At 65.6% G+C, this 15848-nt stretch carries 10 protein-coding genes; 8 read left to right on the top strand and 2 right to left on the bottom strand.

Annotated elements, in window-relative coordinates; genetic code table 11:
• The first annotated feature begins 42 nt into the window (after positions 1 to 42).
• The 8 genes from EKL94_RS03975 to cueR all read left to right on the top strand — a co-directional run bounded on the left by EKL94_RS03975 (position 43) and on the right by cueR (position 11338).
• Positions 43 to 1632 (top strand): calcineurin-like phosphoesterase C-terminal domain-containing protein, encoded by a 1590-nt coding sequence (locus tag EKL94_RS03975; protein ID WP_126928079.1) that lies wholly within the window; start codon positions 43 to 45, stop codon positions 1630 to 1632.
• A 35-nt stretch (positions 1633 to 1667) separates the two neighbouring features.
• Entirely contained in the window at positions 1668 to 1952 is a 285-nt protein-coding gene (locus EKL94_RS03980; RefSeq protein ID WP_005409434.1) for a hypothetical protein, read from the top strand.
• Positions 1953 to 2036: 84 nt separating this feature from the next.
• Positions 2037 to 3059: a glucokinase gene (locus EKL94_RS03985; RefSeq protein ID WP_126928080.1), complete on the top strand. Its 1023-nt coding sequence runs from the start codon at positions 2037 to 2039 to the stop codon at positions 3057 to 3059.
• A 51-nt stretch (positions 3060 to 3110) separates the two neighbouring features.
• Positions 3111 to 4109 (top strand): glycosylasparaginase, encoded by a 999-nt coding sequence (locus tag EKL94_RS03990; protein WP_126928081.1) that lies wholly within the window; start codon positions 3111 to 3113, stop codon positions 4107 to 4109.
• Positions 4106 to 4840, top strand: coding sequence for a copper homeostasis protein CutC (locus EKL94_RS03995; RefSeq protein WP_126928082.1), 735 nt, complete (start codon positions 4106 to 4108; stop codon positions 4838 to 4840). The genes EKL94_RS03990 and EKL94_RS03995 overlap by 4 nt, the downstream gene beginning before the upstream one ends.
• 410 nt (positions 4841 to 5250) lie before the next feature.
• Entirely contained in the window at positions 5251 to 8208 is a 2958-nt protein-coding gene (locus tag EKL94_RS04000; RefSeq protein WP_126928083.1) for a TonB-dependent receptor plug domain-containing protein, read from the top strand.
• A gap of 161 nt (positions 8209 to 8369) precedes the next feature.
• Positions 8370 to 10871, top strand: coding sequence for a heavy metal translocating P-type ATPase (locus EKL94_RS04005; RefSeq protein ID WP_126928084.1), 2502 nt, complete (start codon positions 8370 to 8372; stop codon positions 10869 to 10871).
• 11 nt (positions 10872 to 10882) lie between these two features.
• Positions 10883 to 11338 (top strand): Cu(I)-responsive transcriptional regulator, encoded by a 456-nt coding sequence (gene cueR / locus EKL94_RS04010; RefSeq protein ID WP_010482574.1) that lies wholly within the window; start codon positions 10883 to 10885, stop codon positions 11336 to 11338.
• Between the two features lie 79 nt (positions 11339 to 11417).
• Here cueR and EKL94_RS04015 read toward each other — a convergent pair whose 3' ends face one another.
• Positions 11418 to 11612 (bottom strand): heavy-metal-associated domain-containing protein, encoded by a 195-nt coding sequence (locus tag EKL94_RS04015; protein WP_049445502.1) that lies wholly within the window; start codon positions 11610 to 11612, stop codon positions 11418 to 11420.
• Between the two features lie 199 nt (positions 11613 to 11811).
• The gene (locus EKL94_RS04020; protein ID WP_126928085.1) at positions 11812 to 14889 is read right to left on the bottom strand and encodes a TonB-dependent receptor; all 3078 of its coding nucleotides are present in this window, start codon (positions 14887 to 14889) and stop codon (positions 11812 to 11814) included.
• Positions 14890 to 15848: the final 959 nt, after the last annotated feature.

Consider the following 15848-nt stretch of genomic DNA (forward strand, 5'->3'; position numbering starts at 1 on the left):
TCGGCTCTACAATAGGCGGTCTTCTTCTTTCCCGGACCGCCCATGAAACTGCCTGCCGCCTGGCTGTGCTGCCTGTTGCTGACCTCGCCGGCCTGGGCCGCGGACACCGTGGTCACCGGCAAGGTCTATCTGGAGCGCGACGGCAAACCCGGCCGCGGTGCGACCGATCCGGGCCTGGCCGGGGTGCAGGTTTCCAACGGCGAGACCATCGTCAAGACCGCCGCCGATGGCAGCTACAGCCTGCCGGTGCGCGACGGACAGACCGTGTTCGTGATCAAGCCCGATGCGTATTCGTTCCCGAAGGCGGCGGACGGCCTGCCTTCGTTCTGGCGCCACTATCGCCCGAACGGCTCGCCGGCACTGAAGTACGGCGGCATCGCCGCGACCAGCGACGTCACCCGCAACTGGGATTTCGCCCTGCAGTCGGATCGCCACGACAGTCGCCGCGGCTTCCAGATGCTGGTGTTCACCGACTCCCAGACCGCGAGCCTGAAGGACATCGGCTACTACCAGCAGTCGATCGTGGCGCCGCTGGTCGGCCAGTCCAGGGCGCGCATGGGCACCACCCTGGGTGACATCGTCAACGATGACTTGACTCTCTACCCGGCGATCAACAAGGTCACCACCGGACTTGGCGTGCCGTGGTTCCATGTGCCGGGCAACCACGACCTCGACTTCGATGCCGCCAGCGATGAGCATTCGCTGGAGAGCTGGCGCAACATCTACGGCCCGGATACCTACGCGGTGGAAGAGGGTGGCGCCAGTTTCGTGTTCCTGGACGACGTGGTGTACGACCCCAAGGCCAAGCCGAAGTACATCGGCGGCCTGCGCGAAGACCAGTTCACTTTCCTCGCCAGCTACCTGAAGGGTCTGCACAGGGACCGCCTGCTGGTGCTGGGCATGCACATCCCGCTGTTCGACGCCGCACCGGGTCGCGAGACCTTCCGCCACGCTGATCGCCAGCGCCTGTTCGATCTGCTGAAGGACTTCCGCAACGTGCTGGTGCTCAGCGGCCACAGCCACACCCAGCAGCACGTCTACCACGGCAAGGCCGAGGGCTGGAATGGCGACAAGCCGCTGCACGAATACAACGTCGGCGCCAACTGCGGTGCGTTCTGGTCGGGGGTGAAGAATGCCGCCGGCGTGCCGGACAGCACCATGAGCGATGGCACCCCGAAGGGCTATGCGTTGCTCGACGTGGCCGGCAATGGCAGCTACAAACTGCAGTACCGCGTGGCCGGAAAACCGGCCAGCGAGCAGATCGGCCTGCATGCGCCGAAGGTGCTGCGCCAGGGGGCCTACCCGGCGTGGGGCATCTATGCCAACGTCTACATGGGTGAGGACGCCAGCGTGGTCGAGTACCGCGTCGATGGTGGCGCCTGGCAGCCGATGAAGCAGGTCAGCCAGCCCGATCCGCGCCTGATGGTGGAGAACGTGGCTGACGATCTGGCTGACAGCCTGCGTGGCTACGACCGCTCGCCGGAGGCCACCGCATCGCCGCACCTGTGGCGTGGCGCGCTGCCGACCGATCTGGCCGTGGGCAGCCACAAGGTTGAGGTGCGCTCCACCCAGCCTGACGGCGCGGTGTTCACCGCCAGCACCAGCTACAGCCTGCAGACTGCCCAGCCCTGACCCCGCGCACCACCGCTCCAGCGAAAGGACCCCGCATGGATATCCGCTTCATGGCCGGCACCACGCCGGTGACCCTCAGCCGCCATTGGTTCACCGGCGCGATGCTGCTGCAGAGCGCCACCGAAAAGGTCTGGGTGCAGCACCCGCTGCATCCGGGCACCCACTTCTCGTTCTCGCTGGTACAGTCGTGGCTGCGCCACATCGCCGGCCATGAAGTGCTGGTCGAGCGCACCCGGCCGCTGCTGTTCGCCGGCTTCCGCCCGCAGCGGCTGCGCGTGCTGGTGGATGGCGTGCAGGTGGCCGAACAGGAAGGCATGTAGGCCAACCTGAACCATCGGCGCGCTAGGCAAAGCCGCCCCGATGCCTGAGAATCGGGGCGATTCAATCGATCCAAGCAGGCCAGCGTGACCATCGCAGCAGCGTCCCCGGTTTCCTCCGACTCCGCCCGCGGCGGTCTTCCGCGCCGTCTGGTCGTTGCCGATGTCGGCGGCACCTTTGCCCGCCTCGCCCTGGCTGAAACCCAACACGGCCAGGCGCCGCTGCTGGGCAGCCACCGCACCTATGCCTGCGCGGAGCACCCCAGCCTGGCGGCGATCCTGGCCGATTTCAGCGCAGGCCTTGGCCAGCCGGTGCAGACCGCGGTGGTGGCCATCGCCGGCCTGCTTGATGGCGATGTGCTGATCAATTCCAACCTGCCGTGGACGGTCTCGCTGTCGGCCACCCGCGCGCAGTCCGGGCTGCGAGAGCTGCAGCTGATCAATGATTTCGAGGCGGTGGCACTGGCCATCCCGTACCTGCAGGCCGATACGCTGGTGCCGTTGAACGGCGATGCTGATCCAACGCAGACGTTCCCGGCGCTGGTGCTGGGCGCCGGTACCGGCCTGGGCGCCGCACTGCGCTTTGCCGACGGCGAGCGCCCGGTGCTGGCCAGCGAGATCGGCCATGCCGCGCTCGGCGCCGGCAACACACTGGAGCTGCAGGTGCTGGGCAAGCTGCTGCAGCGCTGGCCGCACGTGGACAATGAGCGTGTGCTGTCGGGCAGCGGCCTGATGAACCTGTACCCGTGCCTGTGCGAGCTGCGCGGCGCCACCCCGGTGTGGACCAGCACCGAAGCACTGATCGGTGCCGCCCGCAGCGGTGAGGACGCGTTGGCGGTGGAGACGCTGCAGGTGTTCTGTGCCTGGCTGGGCAGCCTGGCCGGTGACGCGGCGATCGCCGTCGGTGCGCGCTCGGTGTACCTGGCAGGCGGTATTTCCGCGCATGTGCAGGATTTCCTGGCCGATGGCCGCTTCCGTGAGCGCTTCCTCAACAAGGGCGTGCTGACCGAGGTGCTGCGTCAGGTACCGGTGTGGCGCGTGGAGCATGGCCAGCTGGGCGTGCTCGGTGCAGCGGTCTGGCACGCCGCACGGCAGCCCACGCACGACTGATCGGCACGGCCGGCATCGGGCCGGCCGCGCATTGCAGACTGGGAGGGAAAGATGGTGGATCGCAGGCAGTTCCTTCAGGCCGGCGCACTGGCCGCAGGCATCGCAGCATTACCGGGCGTGCAGGCGCGCACGCAGGTTGGGGCCAAAGTGGTTTCGACCTGGGACTTCGGCGTGCCGGCCAACCAGGCCGCGTGGAAGGTGCTGGCGCAGGGTGGCAGCGCACTGGATGCAGTCGAAGCCGGTGCACGCTGGGCCGAGAGCGAGCTGTGCAACCCTACCGTCGGCCATTGCGGTAATCCGGATCGCGACGGCGTGCTGAGCCTGGACGCGAGCATCATGGACGGCGATGGCCGCTGTGGTGCGGTGGCCGCGCTGGTCGACATCCTGCATCCGGTGTCGGTGGCCCGCAAAGTGATGGAGAACAGCCCGCATGTGCTGCTGGTGGGCGAGGGCGCGCAGCAGTTCGCGGTGCAGCAGGGTTTCGAGCGCAAGCACCTGCTGACGCCGCAGGCCGAAGCGGCCTGGCGCGAGTGGCTGAAGACCGAGAAGTACCAGCCGCAGATCAATGCCGAGCGCCGTGGCATTCCCGGCAACAGCGACAACCACGACACCATCGGCATGCTGGCACTGGATGCCAAGGGCCACCTGGCCGGTGCCTGCACCACCAGCGGCATGGCCTGGAAACTGCACGGCCGGGTCGGCGACAGCCCGATCATCGGTGCCGGGCTGTATGTCGACAACGAAGTGGGCGCGGCCACCGCCTCGGGCGTGGGTGAGGAAATGATCCGCAACGCCGCCTCGTTCCTGGTAGTCGAGCTGATGCGCCAGGGGCGTTCGCCGGCGCAGGCCTGCCGCGAAGCCATCGACCGCGTGGTGCGCAAGCGCCCGGAAGCGAGCAGGACACTGCAGGTCTGCTTCCTGGCCATGAACAAGCAGGGCGAGGTGGGCGCCTACGCGCTGCATCGTGGCTTTGTGTACGCCGTGTGCGATGGGCAGCGCCAGGATGACCTGCGCGATTCGCCGTCGATCTATACGAGCACCCAGGCGTGAGCGCGCGGCTGACCCTGGAAATTGCCAGCAACTCGCTGGCCTCGGCGCTGGCCGCCCAGGCCGGCGGCGCCGACCGCATCGAGCTGTTCGACAACCTGGCCGAGGGCGGTACCACGCCGTCGTTCGCCAGCATCGCGATTGCCCGCGAACGCCTGTCGATTCCGCTGTTCGTGCTGGTGCGGCCACGCCCGGGCGACTTCCACTACGACGCGCTGGAAACCGAACTGATGCTGCGTGATATCGCGCAGTGCCGTGCGCTGGGTTGCGATGGCGTGGTGATCGGTGCGCTGGATGTACAGGGCGGCATCGATATGGCGCTGTGCCGTGAACTGATGCAGGCCGCCGGGCCGTTGCAGGTGACCTTCCATCGCGCCTTCGACGCCGCCCGTGATCTGCCGACGGCGCTGGAGCAGGTGATCGGGCTGGGTTGCCAGCGCGTGCTGACCTCGGGCGGCCAGGTCAGCGCCGAGGCCGGTGCCGATGTGCTGGCGGGACTGGTTACCCAGGCGGCAGGGCGCATCAGTGTGATGGCCGGCGCGGGGCTGGGCCCGGCCAATATCGCCACCGTCGCACGACGGAGCGGCTGTACTGAACTGCACGCCTCGGCCAAGGGCCTGCGGCGCTCGGCCATGCAGTTCCAGAACCCGGCGCTGCGCGGTTTGGACCCGGACTGGAGCCAGACCGCCACCGCGACCGTGGCCGCACTACGGCAGGCGCTGGACGACGCGTAGTAACCCACTTCTTCTGTAGAGCCGAGCCTACGCTCGGCTGCTCTTCGCGACGAACAACAACAGCCGAGCGCAGGCTCGGCTCTACAACGACCCGCTGACGGCCGCACGCGAGTACGCGGACAAATCCGTTCCGCGCACGATTGTCGCGATCGTGACATTCACGTGTGCGCTGTTCTCTCAGCGATGTTTCGCAACCCTTTGATTGTTCTTGATACCTGCGGCCGATAACGGCATTGCGTAGCGTGTTGCTGCGCCGCCGCATGCCGCGCGTGGTTCAGCTGTGCTTTAGTTTGGATCGATCCACAGGGGAGGGTGTCGGGACGGTCTTGAACCGATCCAGGTGCCCGGATCAGCCGTAGTGCCGCGCCACCACCCGTCCGTGCGTCCACACTTTCGAAGAGCAACCACCCATGGCTCAGATCGTCCGCAAGCGTCGTCACCTGCTGTCCCAGGCCCTGGTCCTGGCCCTGTTGCCCCTGGCTGCCAGCGCGCAGGAGGCCGCCAGTACGTCCACCAAGGATCTCGACGCGGTCACCGTCACCGGCTCGCGCATCAAGCGCGCCAGCGTCGAAGGCCCGGCACCGGTCAACGTGATCACCGCCGCGCAGATCCAGAAGGAAGGCTTCGTCAGCGTGTACGACGCGCTGAAGACCCTCACCGAAGCGACCGGCACTGTTGAAGCCGCCTCGCAGTGGGGCTCGCATACGCCCAATGCCAGCGGCCTGAACCTGCGCGGGATGGGCCCGAACCGCTCGCTGCTGCTGGTCAACGGCCGCCGTGTGGCCGACTACCCGCTGCCCTACGGCGGCGAAACCAACTTCTCCAACTACGGCAACATTCCCGCTGCCGCAGTCGAACGCATCGAAGTGCTGACCGGTGGCGCCTCGGCCATCTATGGTTCCGATGCGATCGCCGGCGTGGTCAACGTCATCCTCAAGACCAACTACGACGGCGACGAAGTGCGCGTGCGTGGCGGTACCTCCACCGAAGGCGGTCGCGATACCTGGGATCTGTCCTGGGCCGGTGGCCGGACCGGCGACAACTGGAGCGTGACCTACGCGCTGCAGTACACCAAGCGTGACCCGCTGTTCGGCCGTGACCGCCCGCAGATGGATGATGCCGATGATGCGCCGTACCCGTCCTGGAACATGGAACAACGCAAGGTCGGCTTCCGTCCCACCGCCGGCCTGGCGCTGATCGATCCGACCACGGGCCAGCGCCTGGCGCCGCCCACCGGCACCTGCGAGAAGTTCGACGGCGAGTACTACACCGCCGATCGCCTGGTCTACAACTACGCCGCCAACACCATCACCAACACCGGCCGCCTGTGCGGCATGAGCGCCGACTACGCCAACTGGCTGCTCACCGGCGGTGCCGAGAACGTGTCCGGCAACCTGTATGCCACCTTCGATTTCAGCAATGACCTGCAGGCCTGGACCAACCTGGCGGTGTACCGCTCCGAAGCGATCTGGGGCACCAATCCGCCTGGCGTGTCGCTGATCGACGATGACAACGGCTACTACTGGGATGCCAACCGCAACCGCCCGATCCTCGGCGTGCGCCAGTTCACTCCAAATGAGGTGGGTGGCCTGGATACGCTGCGCAACACCAACCGCGAACTGTCCTGGGATTGGAGCGCGGGCCTGCGTGGCCGCCTGGCCGATCGCTTCGACTGGAGCGCCACGGTGGGGCGTTCCTACTACCGCGTGGAAGAGCGGCAGAACGTGGTCGACAAGCAGAAGTCGTACGACTACTTCCTCGGCCCGAAGCTGGGCACCACCGCCAACGGTGAGTCGATCTACGCACTGAACGAATCGCGCTGGTGGAATCCGCTGACGCCGGACCAGTACTGGCAGATGGGCACCGTCGCGAAGAATCGCGCAACGTCCTACGTCAACCAGGCCTCGGCCGACATCACCGGTGAACTGTTCCAGGGGTGGGCCGGTCCGGTTTCGTTCGCCGCCGTGGCCGAAGTGGCGCAGCAGGGCTATCACCTCAGCCCGGACCCGCGCGCTGGCATCGACTTCGACCTGCAGAACGTCGATCGCGGTGGCGGCGAGCGCACCCGCTATTCGGCCGGCGTGGAGTTCAAGATTCCGCTGCTGGAAAGCGTGACCGCCACTGCGGCCGCGCGCTATGACCGCTATGGCAGCTACAAGGCTGACAACAGCGGCGAAGCGCTGGACATCGGCAGCCAGAAGGAAACCACCTGGAATGTCGGCCTGGAATGGCGCCCGGTGGAATCGCTGCTGGTGCGTGGCTCCTATGCCACCAGCTTCCATGCGCCGGACATGCACTATCTGCTGGGCCAGCCGAGCAGCTCCGAAGTGCAGACCTATGACCGCCTGCGCTGCATCCAGAGTGGCGCGTACCTGGTCAACAACTGTGGCGTGGGCAATACCGATGTCTGGTACACGTTCGACGTGAACCGGCGTGGCACGCCGCTGCTGCGCTCGGAGACCGGTGATTCGTGGACGGTCGGTTTCGTCTGGGATGTGATGCCCAATCTGTCGGTCAGTGCCGACTACTGGGCAATCAAGCTGGAAGACATGATCGTCGACGTCGGCGCCGACGAGGTGCTGGCCAGCGAAGCGGGCTGCCTGACCGGCAAGAACATGGACGGTACGCCATGGGCCAATCCGGCCGGTGGCGAATACTGCGCCGGCATCCTGGCCCGCGTGAACCGTGACAGCAACGGTCGCCTGGTATCGATCGAGCGCGGCCCGTTCAACCTGGCCAGCCGGGAAGTGCGCGGCATCGATCTGACCGCACGCTATCGCCTGGAAACCGCGCAGTGGGGCAGCTTCCAGCTGGGCCTGAACTACACCAACCAGATCTCGACCAAGGAACAGCGCTACGCCAACGACCCGAACCCGGAGCGTCGTGACCGCGACCTGCGCAGCAAGCTGCGCGCGAGCCTGGCCTGGCAGCGCGGCAACTGGAACGCCAACGTCTATGCCGACCGCATCGGGTCGGTGCCGGGCGTGCGCTACCACTGGGGCACCGATCGCCTGAACAACCCCGGTGGCTGCCTGCCGTTCGCCGATGGTTACGTGCCCAGCGACAGCCCGTCGCTGAACTGCCTGGAACCGGCAACCCGTCCGGATGGCTCGCCCAACCCGAACCCGAACGCCGGCCAGCAGACCACGCGCTACTACGGGCGGGTCGGGCCGTTCATCACCTGGAACTTCAACCTGGGTTACCAGGTGACTGAACGCGCCAAGGTCAACGTCTACGTCAACAACGTGTTCAATTCGGCCAGCTGGAACCACAAGGATCCGTACAAGCTGGACTATGACTTCGCCCCGACCCGGTTGCTCGGCGCGGTTGGCCGCGAGTTCGCGCTGGAGTACGTGTTCACCTTCTGAGGTGACCGACCTCCGTCAGTAGATCCACGCCATGCGTGGATGCGGAACCTGAACACCGGGGGCGGCGCCCCCTTCAGGCATGCGGACAGGCTGGATTTGACCTTCCCACGATGGCAAGGTTTAGCCTGTCCGCATCCAGAAGGAACCCCGGGAATCCGATCATGAGCACGCCCCGCGCCATTGCAGTCCCCGCAAGCCCCGCCACCATCAGTCTGCCCATCGAGGGCATGACCTGCGCCAGCTGTGTCGGCCGGGTCGAGGCGGCGCTGTCCAAGGTCGAAGGTGTGGGCAGTGTTTCGGTCAATCTGGCCACCGAGCGCGCGGATATCCGCCCGTCCGGTCCGGTCGATCGCGCGGCGCTGATCCAGGCGGTGGAGCGGGTGGGCTACGACGTGCCTGCCGCCACCGTTGAACTGGCCGTGGAAGGCATGACCTGCGCCTCCTGCGTGGGTCGCGTGGAGCGCGCGCTGCTGGCGGTGCCAGGCGTGAGCCAGGCCAGCGTGAACCTGGCGACGGAGCGTGCGACCGTGCGCGGCGTGGCGGGCGTTGACGCGCTGGTGGCGGCCATCGACAAGGTCGGCTACGCCGCACGCCTGATCGAGGCCGGCGTGCAGTCCGATGATGAGGCCGCAGAAAAGAAGGATGCCGAGCGCGCTGAACTGAAGCGCGACCTGATCGTGGCGACCGCGCTGGCGCTGCCGGTGTTCGTGCTGGAGATGGGCTCGCACCTGATTCCCGGCATGCACGAATGGGTGATGGCCACCATCGGCATGCAGGCCAGCTGGTACCTGCAGTTCGTGCTGACCCTGCTGGTGCTGGCCATTCCCGGCCGCCGTTTCTACCAGAAGGGGTTCCCGGCACTGCTGCGGCTGGCGCCGGACATGAACTCACTGGTGGCGGTGGGCACCGCCGCGGCGTTTGGCTACTCGGTGGTGGCGACCTTTGCGCCGCGGCTGCTGCCGCCGGGCACGGTGAACGTCTACTACGAAGCGGCAGCGGTCATCGTCGCGCTGATCCTGCTCGGCCGCTTCCTCGAGGCCCGCGCCAAGGGCCGTACCTCCGAGGCGATCAAGCGTCTGGTCAACCTGCAGGCCAAGGTCGCCCATGTGATCCGTGACGGCCGCACCGTCGATATCCCGGTCAATGAGGTGCAGAGCGGCGACATGGTGGAAGTGCGGCCGGGCGAGCGCGTGCCGGTCGATGGCGAGGTGGTTGAAGGCCGCAGCTACATCGACGAATCGATGATCAGCGGCGAGCCGATTCCGGTCGAGAAGCAGCCGGGCAGCAGCGTGGTGGGTGGCACGGTCAACCAGAAGGGCGCACTGACGGTGCGTGCCACGGCGGTGGGCGCGCAGACCATGCTGGCGCAGATCATCCGCATGGTCGAACAGGCGCAGGGCTCGAAGCTGCCGATCCAGGCGGTGGTCGACAAGGTCACGTTGTGGTTCGTGCCTGCGGTGATGCTGGCCGCACTGGCGACCTTCGCGGTCTGGCTGATCTTCGGTCCCTCGCCGGCGCTGAGCTTCGCGCTGGTCAATGCGGTGGCAGTGCTGATCATTGCCTGCCCGTGCGCGATGGGCCTGGCCACGCCGACCTCGATCATGGTCGGTACCGGCCGTGGCGCGGAGATGGGCGTGCTGTTCCGCAAGGGCGAAGCACTGCAGCTGCTGAAGGATGCACAGGTGGTGGCGGTGGACAAGACCGGCACGCTGACCGAAGGCCGCCCGCGCCTGACCGACTTCGAGATCACGGACGGTTTCGATCGCAGCACGGTGCTGGCGGCAGTTGCCGCAGTGGAATCGCGCTCTGAACATCCGATCGCCCGCGCCATCGTCGATGCCGCCACCGAGCAGGGCATCGCACTGCCGTCGATGGTCGATTTCGAATCGGTTACCGGGATGGGCGTGCGTGCCAGCGTCGATGGTGCGCGGGTGGAAGTCGGTGCTGATCGTTTCATGCGCGATCTGGACGTGGACATCACCCTGTTTGCGACGCTGGCGGCCGAGCTGGGTACACAGGGCAAGTCGCCGCTGTATGCCGCCATCGATGGTCGCCTGGCCGCAATCATCGCGGTATCCGATCCGATCAAGCCGAGCACGCCGGCGGCGATCGCGGCACTGCATCAGCTCGGCCTGAAGGTGGCGATGATCACCGGTGACAACGCCGGGACCGCGCAGGCGATCGCGCGCCAACTGGGCATCGATGAGGTGGTGGCCGAGGTGCTGCCTGAAGGCAAGGTCGAAGCGGTGCGCCGCCTGAAAGCCACGCATGGCCACGTCGCCTTCGTCGGTGATGGCATCAACGATGCGCCGGCACTGGCCGAGGCCGATGTCGGCCTGGCCATCGGGACCGGTACCGATATCGCGGTGGAGTCGGCCGATGTGGTGCTGATGTCGGGCAATCTGCAGGGCGTGCCGAATGCCATCGCGCTGTCGAAGGCGACGCTGGGCAACATCCGGCAGAACCTGTTCTGGGCGTTCGCCTACAACACCGCGTTGATTCCGGTGGCCGCCGGCGTGCTGTACCCGGTCTGGGGCGTGCTGCTGTCGCCGGTGTTCGCGGCCGGTGCGATGGCCCTGTCCAGCGTGTTCGTGCTGGGCAACGCGCTGCGCCTGCGCCGCTTCCAGCCGCCGATGGCCGATGCCGCCGCCGTCAATCATTGAAGGGAATACCCATGAACATCGGTGAAGCCGCCAAGGCCTCCAGCGTGTCAGCGAAGATGATCCGCTACTACGAACAGATCGGCCTGATTCCCGCAGCTGATAGAACCGAATCGGGCTACCGGGCGTATTCGCAGGCGGACATCCACCGTCTGCGCTTCATTCGCCGCGCGCGCGATCTAGGCTTCCAGGTGGCCGAGATCACCGATCTGCTGGGCCTCTGGAATGACACCTCGCGGCACAGTGCCGACGTGAAGCACCTGGCCGAACAGCACATTGCCGATCTGGAGCAGCGCATCGAGCACATGCGGCAGATGGCCGACACGCTGAAATCGCTGATCAGTTGTTGCGCGGGCGACGAGCGCCCGGAGTGCCCGATCCTGCAGCGGCTGGGCGAGGACGATGAGACGCCGGTGCCGGTCGATACCGCGAAGACCGGCGCGGTGCGGCGGCGCGCACAGAAGCATTGACTCGATATCGCATGCATGAAAAAGCCCGCCGGGTGCTGTAGTACCCGGCGGGCTTTCCAGTGTGGGGCAGGGCAGGGGATCAGGCAGTACGCGGCGGGAAGCCTGCGTCGTTCAGTGCCGCCACGATCTGCGCTTCGCTGGCCGAGGTCTGTACCTGCACGCGACGGCTGGCGGGATCTGCCTGCACGCTGGCCTGCGGGTCCACGCCTTCAATCGCCTTGGTCACGCTGCGCGCGCAGCCGCCGCAGGTCATGCCTTCAACATGGAATTCCATCTGTAGCTCCTTCGGTGCTCTTGGGGTGGAATCAGTGTGCACCTTCCAACGATGGCAGGGTCAAGCGCCGGGCTGAACGACAGGCAAGGTGCCGACAAAAAACGGCAGCCACCTGTACCAGCGTGGCTGCCGTGGAGGAACGTCCCCGCCGGAGCAGAGTGTGGATTGCGCCGGGCCGCCCCGGGCAACCCGTGGTGCCTTAGAACTTCCAGGTGGCGCCGAAGTACAGCTGGCGGCCTGCATAGGTGTTGGAGATCAGGCGGGCCTTGGTGTCATTGCCCAGGTGCACGCGCTGCTCGGACTTGGTGGCATTGATCACCGAGGCGGTCAGCGTCCAGTCCGGGGTCAGGTTGTAGGCAACGTTCAGGTCCAGCTGGTCATACGGCTCGGTGTAGACCGTCATGCCGTTCTGCAGGCCGCCCACCACTTCGCCGCGACGGTTGAACGAGGCACGCGCAAGGAACTTGTCGTTCTCGTAGAACACGGTGACGTTGGCCTGGTTCTTGGCACTGCCGACCAGCGGCGAGGAGCCGATGTTCTGCCCGTCAATCACGATCGATGCCAGGTTGGTGTCGTTGTAGGTGTAGTTGGCCTGCACGCCCACACCGAAATCGAAGGTGTACTGGCCATACAGTTCCACGCCCTGCGAAACACCATCCTGGCCATTGGCCTTGGTCTTGTAGTTCTGCACGGTCACCACTTCGCCGCCGACAGTCATCTGCGTGTCGCGCACGACCGGCACGGTGAAGTTGCTGACGTCCTTGCGGAACAGGCCGACACCGGCCACGGCACCCGGCTGGAAGTACCATTCCAGGCCCAGGTCGTACTGCGTGGCCTTGAACGGCTGCAGCTGCTTGTTACTGCCTTCGCCGGCCCAACCCGGGTTCGGCGCACCGCCGGCGACGCGACGATCGTCGACGTACTCGGCGCTGTAGAAGCTCAGAGCGCCCGGGGTGGCGATATCGGTGTAGCCCGGACGGGCGATGACCTTTGACGCGGCACCGCGCAGCACAAGGGTGTCAGTGATGTCCCAGGCGATGTTGAAGCTCGGCAGGATGTCGGTATACGTGCGGTCGACGCCGATCAGTTCATGGGACTTGCTCTGTGCCAGATCGTATGGCAGTCGCACGAAGCCACTCTCGCAGCCATAGCCCGGATAGGCCGCAGCGGCCGGATCGGTGCACGCCATCGGTGCGCCGGAGGCGTTGTCCAGGAAGTAGTCGTTGAACTTCTCGATCGAGTCGGAAGACTGTGCGAACTGCTTGGTGCGCACCACGCGCACGCCGACATTGCCGCGCAGGCGCTCGGTGCGGAAGTTGGCCTGGAAGTAGCCCGAGTAGATCTTCTCGTTGACGTTGTAGACGAAGTCTTCTTCGGTACGGTTGTGCGAACCACCGTAGGTCTTGTTCAGGTAGTCGATGTACGCCGGGTAGTTGATGCCCGGGAACACGTTGGCATTGAAGCCACCGGCAATGTTGCTGATCGGATTGGACAGGAAGAAGCCGGGCTGCGCGTCGCCGGCAGTCGGGTCGCAACCTACCTGGTAGCGGCCGTCCTTGTAGTCGGCCGGATCGCGGCCCTGGCAGGTCCAGTAGGTGTTGCCGGTGTTGCGGTGGACCTTGCCATCGCGGTACTTGGCACCGAACTGGATCGAATCCAGCCAGCCCGATTCAAACAGCTTGGTCACGTCGGCCTGGAAATAGTTCTGCTTGACCTCGGTGCGCTTCCACGACGAATCGGTCGAGCCGGTGTCGACTTCGGCGATGCCGTTCATCAGCTGCTGCTGCAGGTCGGGCGAGAAGGTGGCCGAGGGCGTGCCAGTCAGATCCCATGCGCTGTACTGGTTGCCGGACAGGTAGTCGTTGCCGACCTTGCGGCGCGGCTTGGCCGACATGCGGAAGTTCATCGATGGACCACCTTCGGACCAGGTGCGACCGCCGGTGAACGAGGCCTTCCACAGCGGGCTGATATCCCAGTCGATGGTCAGGTCAGCAGTCTGCGACAGCGCTTTTTCCTTGCTGTAGCCACCGGTAAGCTGCGGCGTCGGAACCGTGCAGTCGTCCGGGCCCCAGCCGCCAGGCTTGAGGCCAGCGGCTTTGGCCTGGTCTTCGCTGCAGTAGTAGGTCTTTCCAGCCAGCTTTTCGAACTGGGCGCCGGTAACGGTGTTGCCGCTGGGATCGAAGTCCAGGCCGTTGAGCAGGCGGCCGCCGGCCCAGTTTCCATCGCCGTTGAAGCGCGCCATGCTCCATTCCGGAATCTTCAGCATGTTCTGGGTGTAGTCACCCTGCAGCTCGAAGCGGAAGTAGTTGGCGGTCATCGTGACGTTGTCGACCGGCTTGAACTGGAAGGTCAGCTGGCCGCCCTTGCGCTCGCGCTTTTCTTCCTTCACCGCGAAGTTGACCGAGGTCGGCATGAAGAAGTCGCTGTAGTTGCCGCCCGTCTGGTTGTTGAAACCGGACTTGCCCCACCAGTAGTGGATGCCATCCTGCTGCTGCACATTGCCATAGGCATCGCGCGCCTTGCCGGCGCCGTACCACTGGTAGTCCTCGGTGCTGGCTTCCATGGTACGGGTGGTGCGCTTCTGCTGCGTCACGCCGATCAGCACGCCGAAACGCTCATCCTTGCTGTGCCACGAATACAGGGCCGAGGCCTGCGGGTCGATATCGTGGTGGGTATCGGAGGAGGTGCCCTCAAGCGTGACGAAGCCCGAGTTGGATTCCATGTCCAGCGGACGGCGGGTGTGCAGGATCACCGTGCCGCCGATGCCGCCTTCGTCGATGCGTGCTTCCGGCGACTTGAACAGCTCGGCACTGGACAGCATGTTCGACGGCAGCAGGGTGTAGTTGAACGAACGGGTCGCTTCGTCGTTGGTTTCCGACGTGGCCACGTAGTTGCCGTTCAACTGGGTCAGGGTCAGGTCTGGTGCCAGGCCACGCACGCTGACGGTCTTGCCTTCACCGCCACTGCGGGTGATGACCACGCCGGGTACGCGCTGCAGTGCGTCGGCCACGTTCTTGTCGGGGAACTTGCCGACGTCTTCGGCGGTGATCACTTCGACCACGGCGTTGGCGTCGCGTTTCTGCTCAAGGCTCTTTTCAATGGCGTAGCGGTAGCCGGTGACCTGGACGCTGTCCAGATTGGTGGCGTCCTGCGAGCCGGTGGAAGCGACCTGCTGCGCGGCGGCGCCTGCCGGAATGACGGCGGCGACCAGGGCCAGCGCGATGGCCAGCGACAATGCGTCCTGGCCATGCGTACGTGTTGAATGCTTCATTCCCATCTCTCCCTCTCTCCTGGATTGATCCGGTGACGTGGCACGGACAACTTGAATCGATCTAATTTGAAGTGACATTGTCGCTATTGCCATGCAGTGGCAGTAGCACCGTGCGCGTGGCCTGGTACGTCCTGTTGCTGCTCCCCCAACTCCCGGCCATCGCAGTGTCGTTCTTGGATCGATCTAAGCGATGGGCGGGCGTTTTTTAGCATGGGTCGCCCGTGGGCGCATGCTGCTCCGCAATATGGTACTGGCGTGGCGAAGGAATGACGGTTTGCTGAAAACAGTGAAATCGTTTTCGTGCGCAGGGAAGGGTGGGCCGGCAGGGCTGCGCCCTGCACCTGCGGTAGTGCCGGCCGCTGGCCGGCAACAGCCAAAGCCAAAGCCAAAGCGGCTCTGGTTTTCTGCTGGTTTGGCGGGGCGGTGTGGGCTGGCAGGACACGCCGTAAACCCCCCTCCGGGGTCCGGCCCAGCCGCTGGCGGCTGTGCGTTCGGGCGCTTGCGAAGCAGTGCTTCGCAAGCAAAGCGCCCTCACCCATGGGGGCTCGATGGCGCCATCCATGGCGCCAACGGTCCTGCCAGCCCACACCGCCCCACCTTTGACAGTTTCCCGGTGACGGTTGGATGGGTCCTGGAATTGCGTGGGGTCATGGGGTCAGATCCGTTTTCCAACGGAAAACGGATCTGACCCCAATTGATTTCGTTATCTGACAGAGATTCATCCACGCATGGCGTGGATCCACAGATCGCGGGAATCTGTCGAAGGCGGGGTGGGTCCGGTTGCGGGGGCGTGAGCCGCATGGATGCGGCGACCGAGCTTACATGGACGTACTTGCAGCGTCCCCCGCAACCGGACCCACCCCGCCATCCCTCAGGAAACCAGCTTCTGCTGTTGCTCTGCCCGAGGCCCCAGAGTCGCAATCCAAACCCAATGCGTGCATCGTCTGTGACTAGCAGACAACGAG

The sequence above is a fragment of the Stenotrophomonas maltophilia genome, from assembly GCF_003970865.1.
GTDB classification, from domain to species: domain Bacteria; phylum Pseudomonadota; class Gammaproteobacteria; order Xanthomonadales; family Xanthomonadaceae; genus Stenotrophomonas; species Stenotrophomonas maltophilia_AR.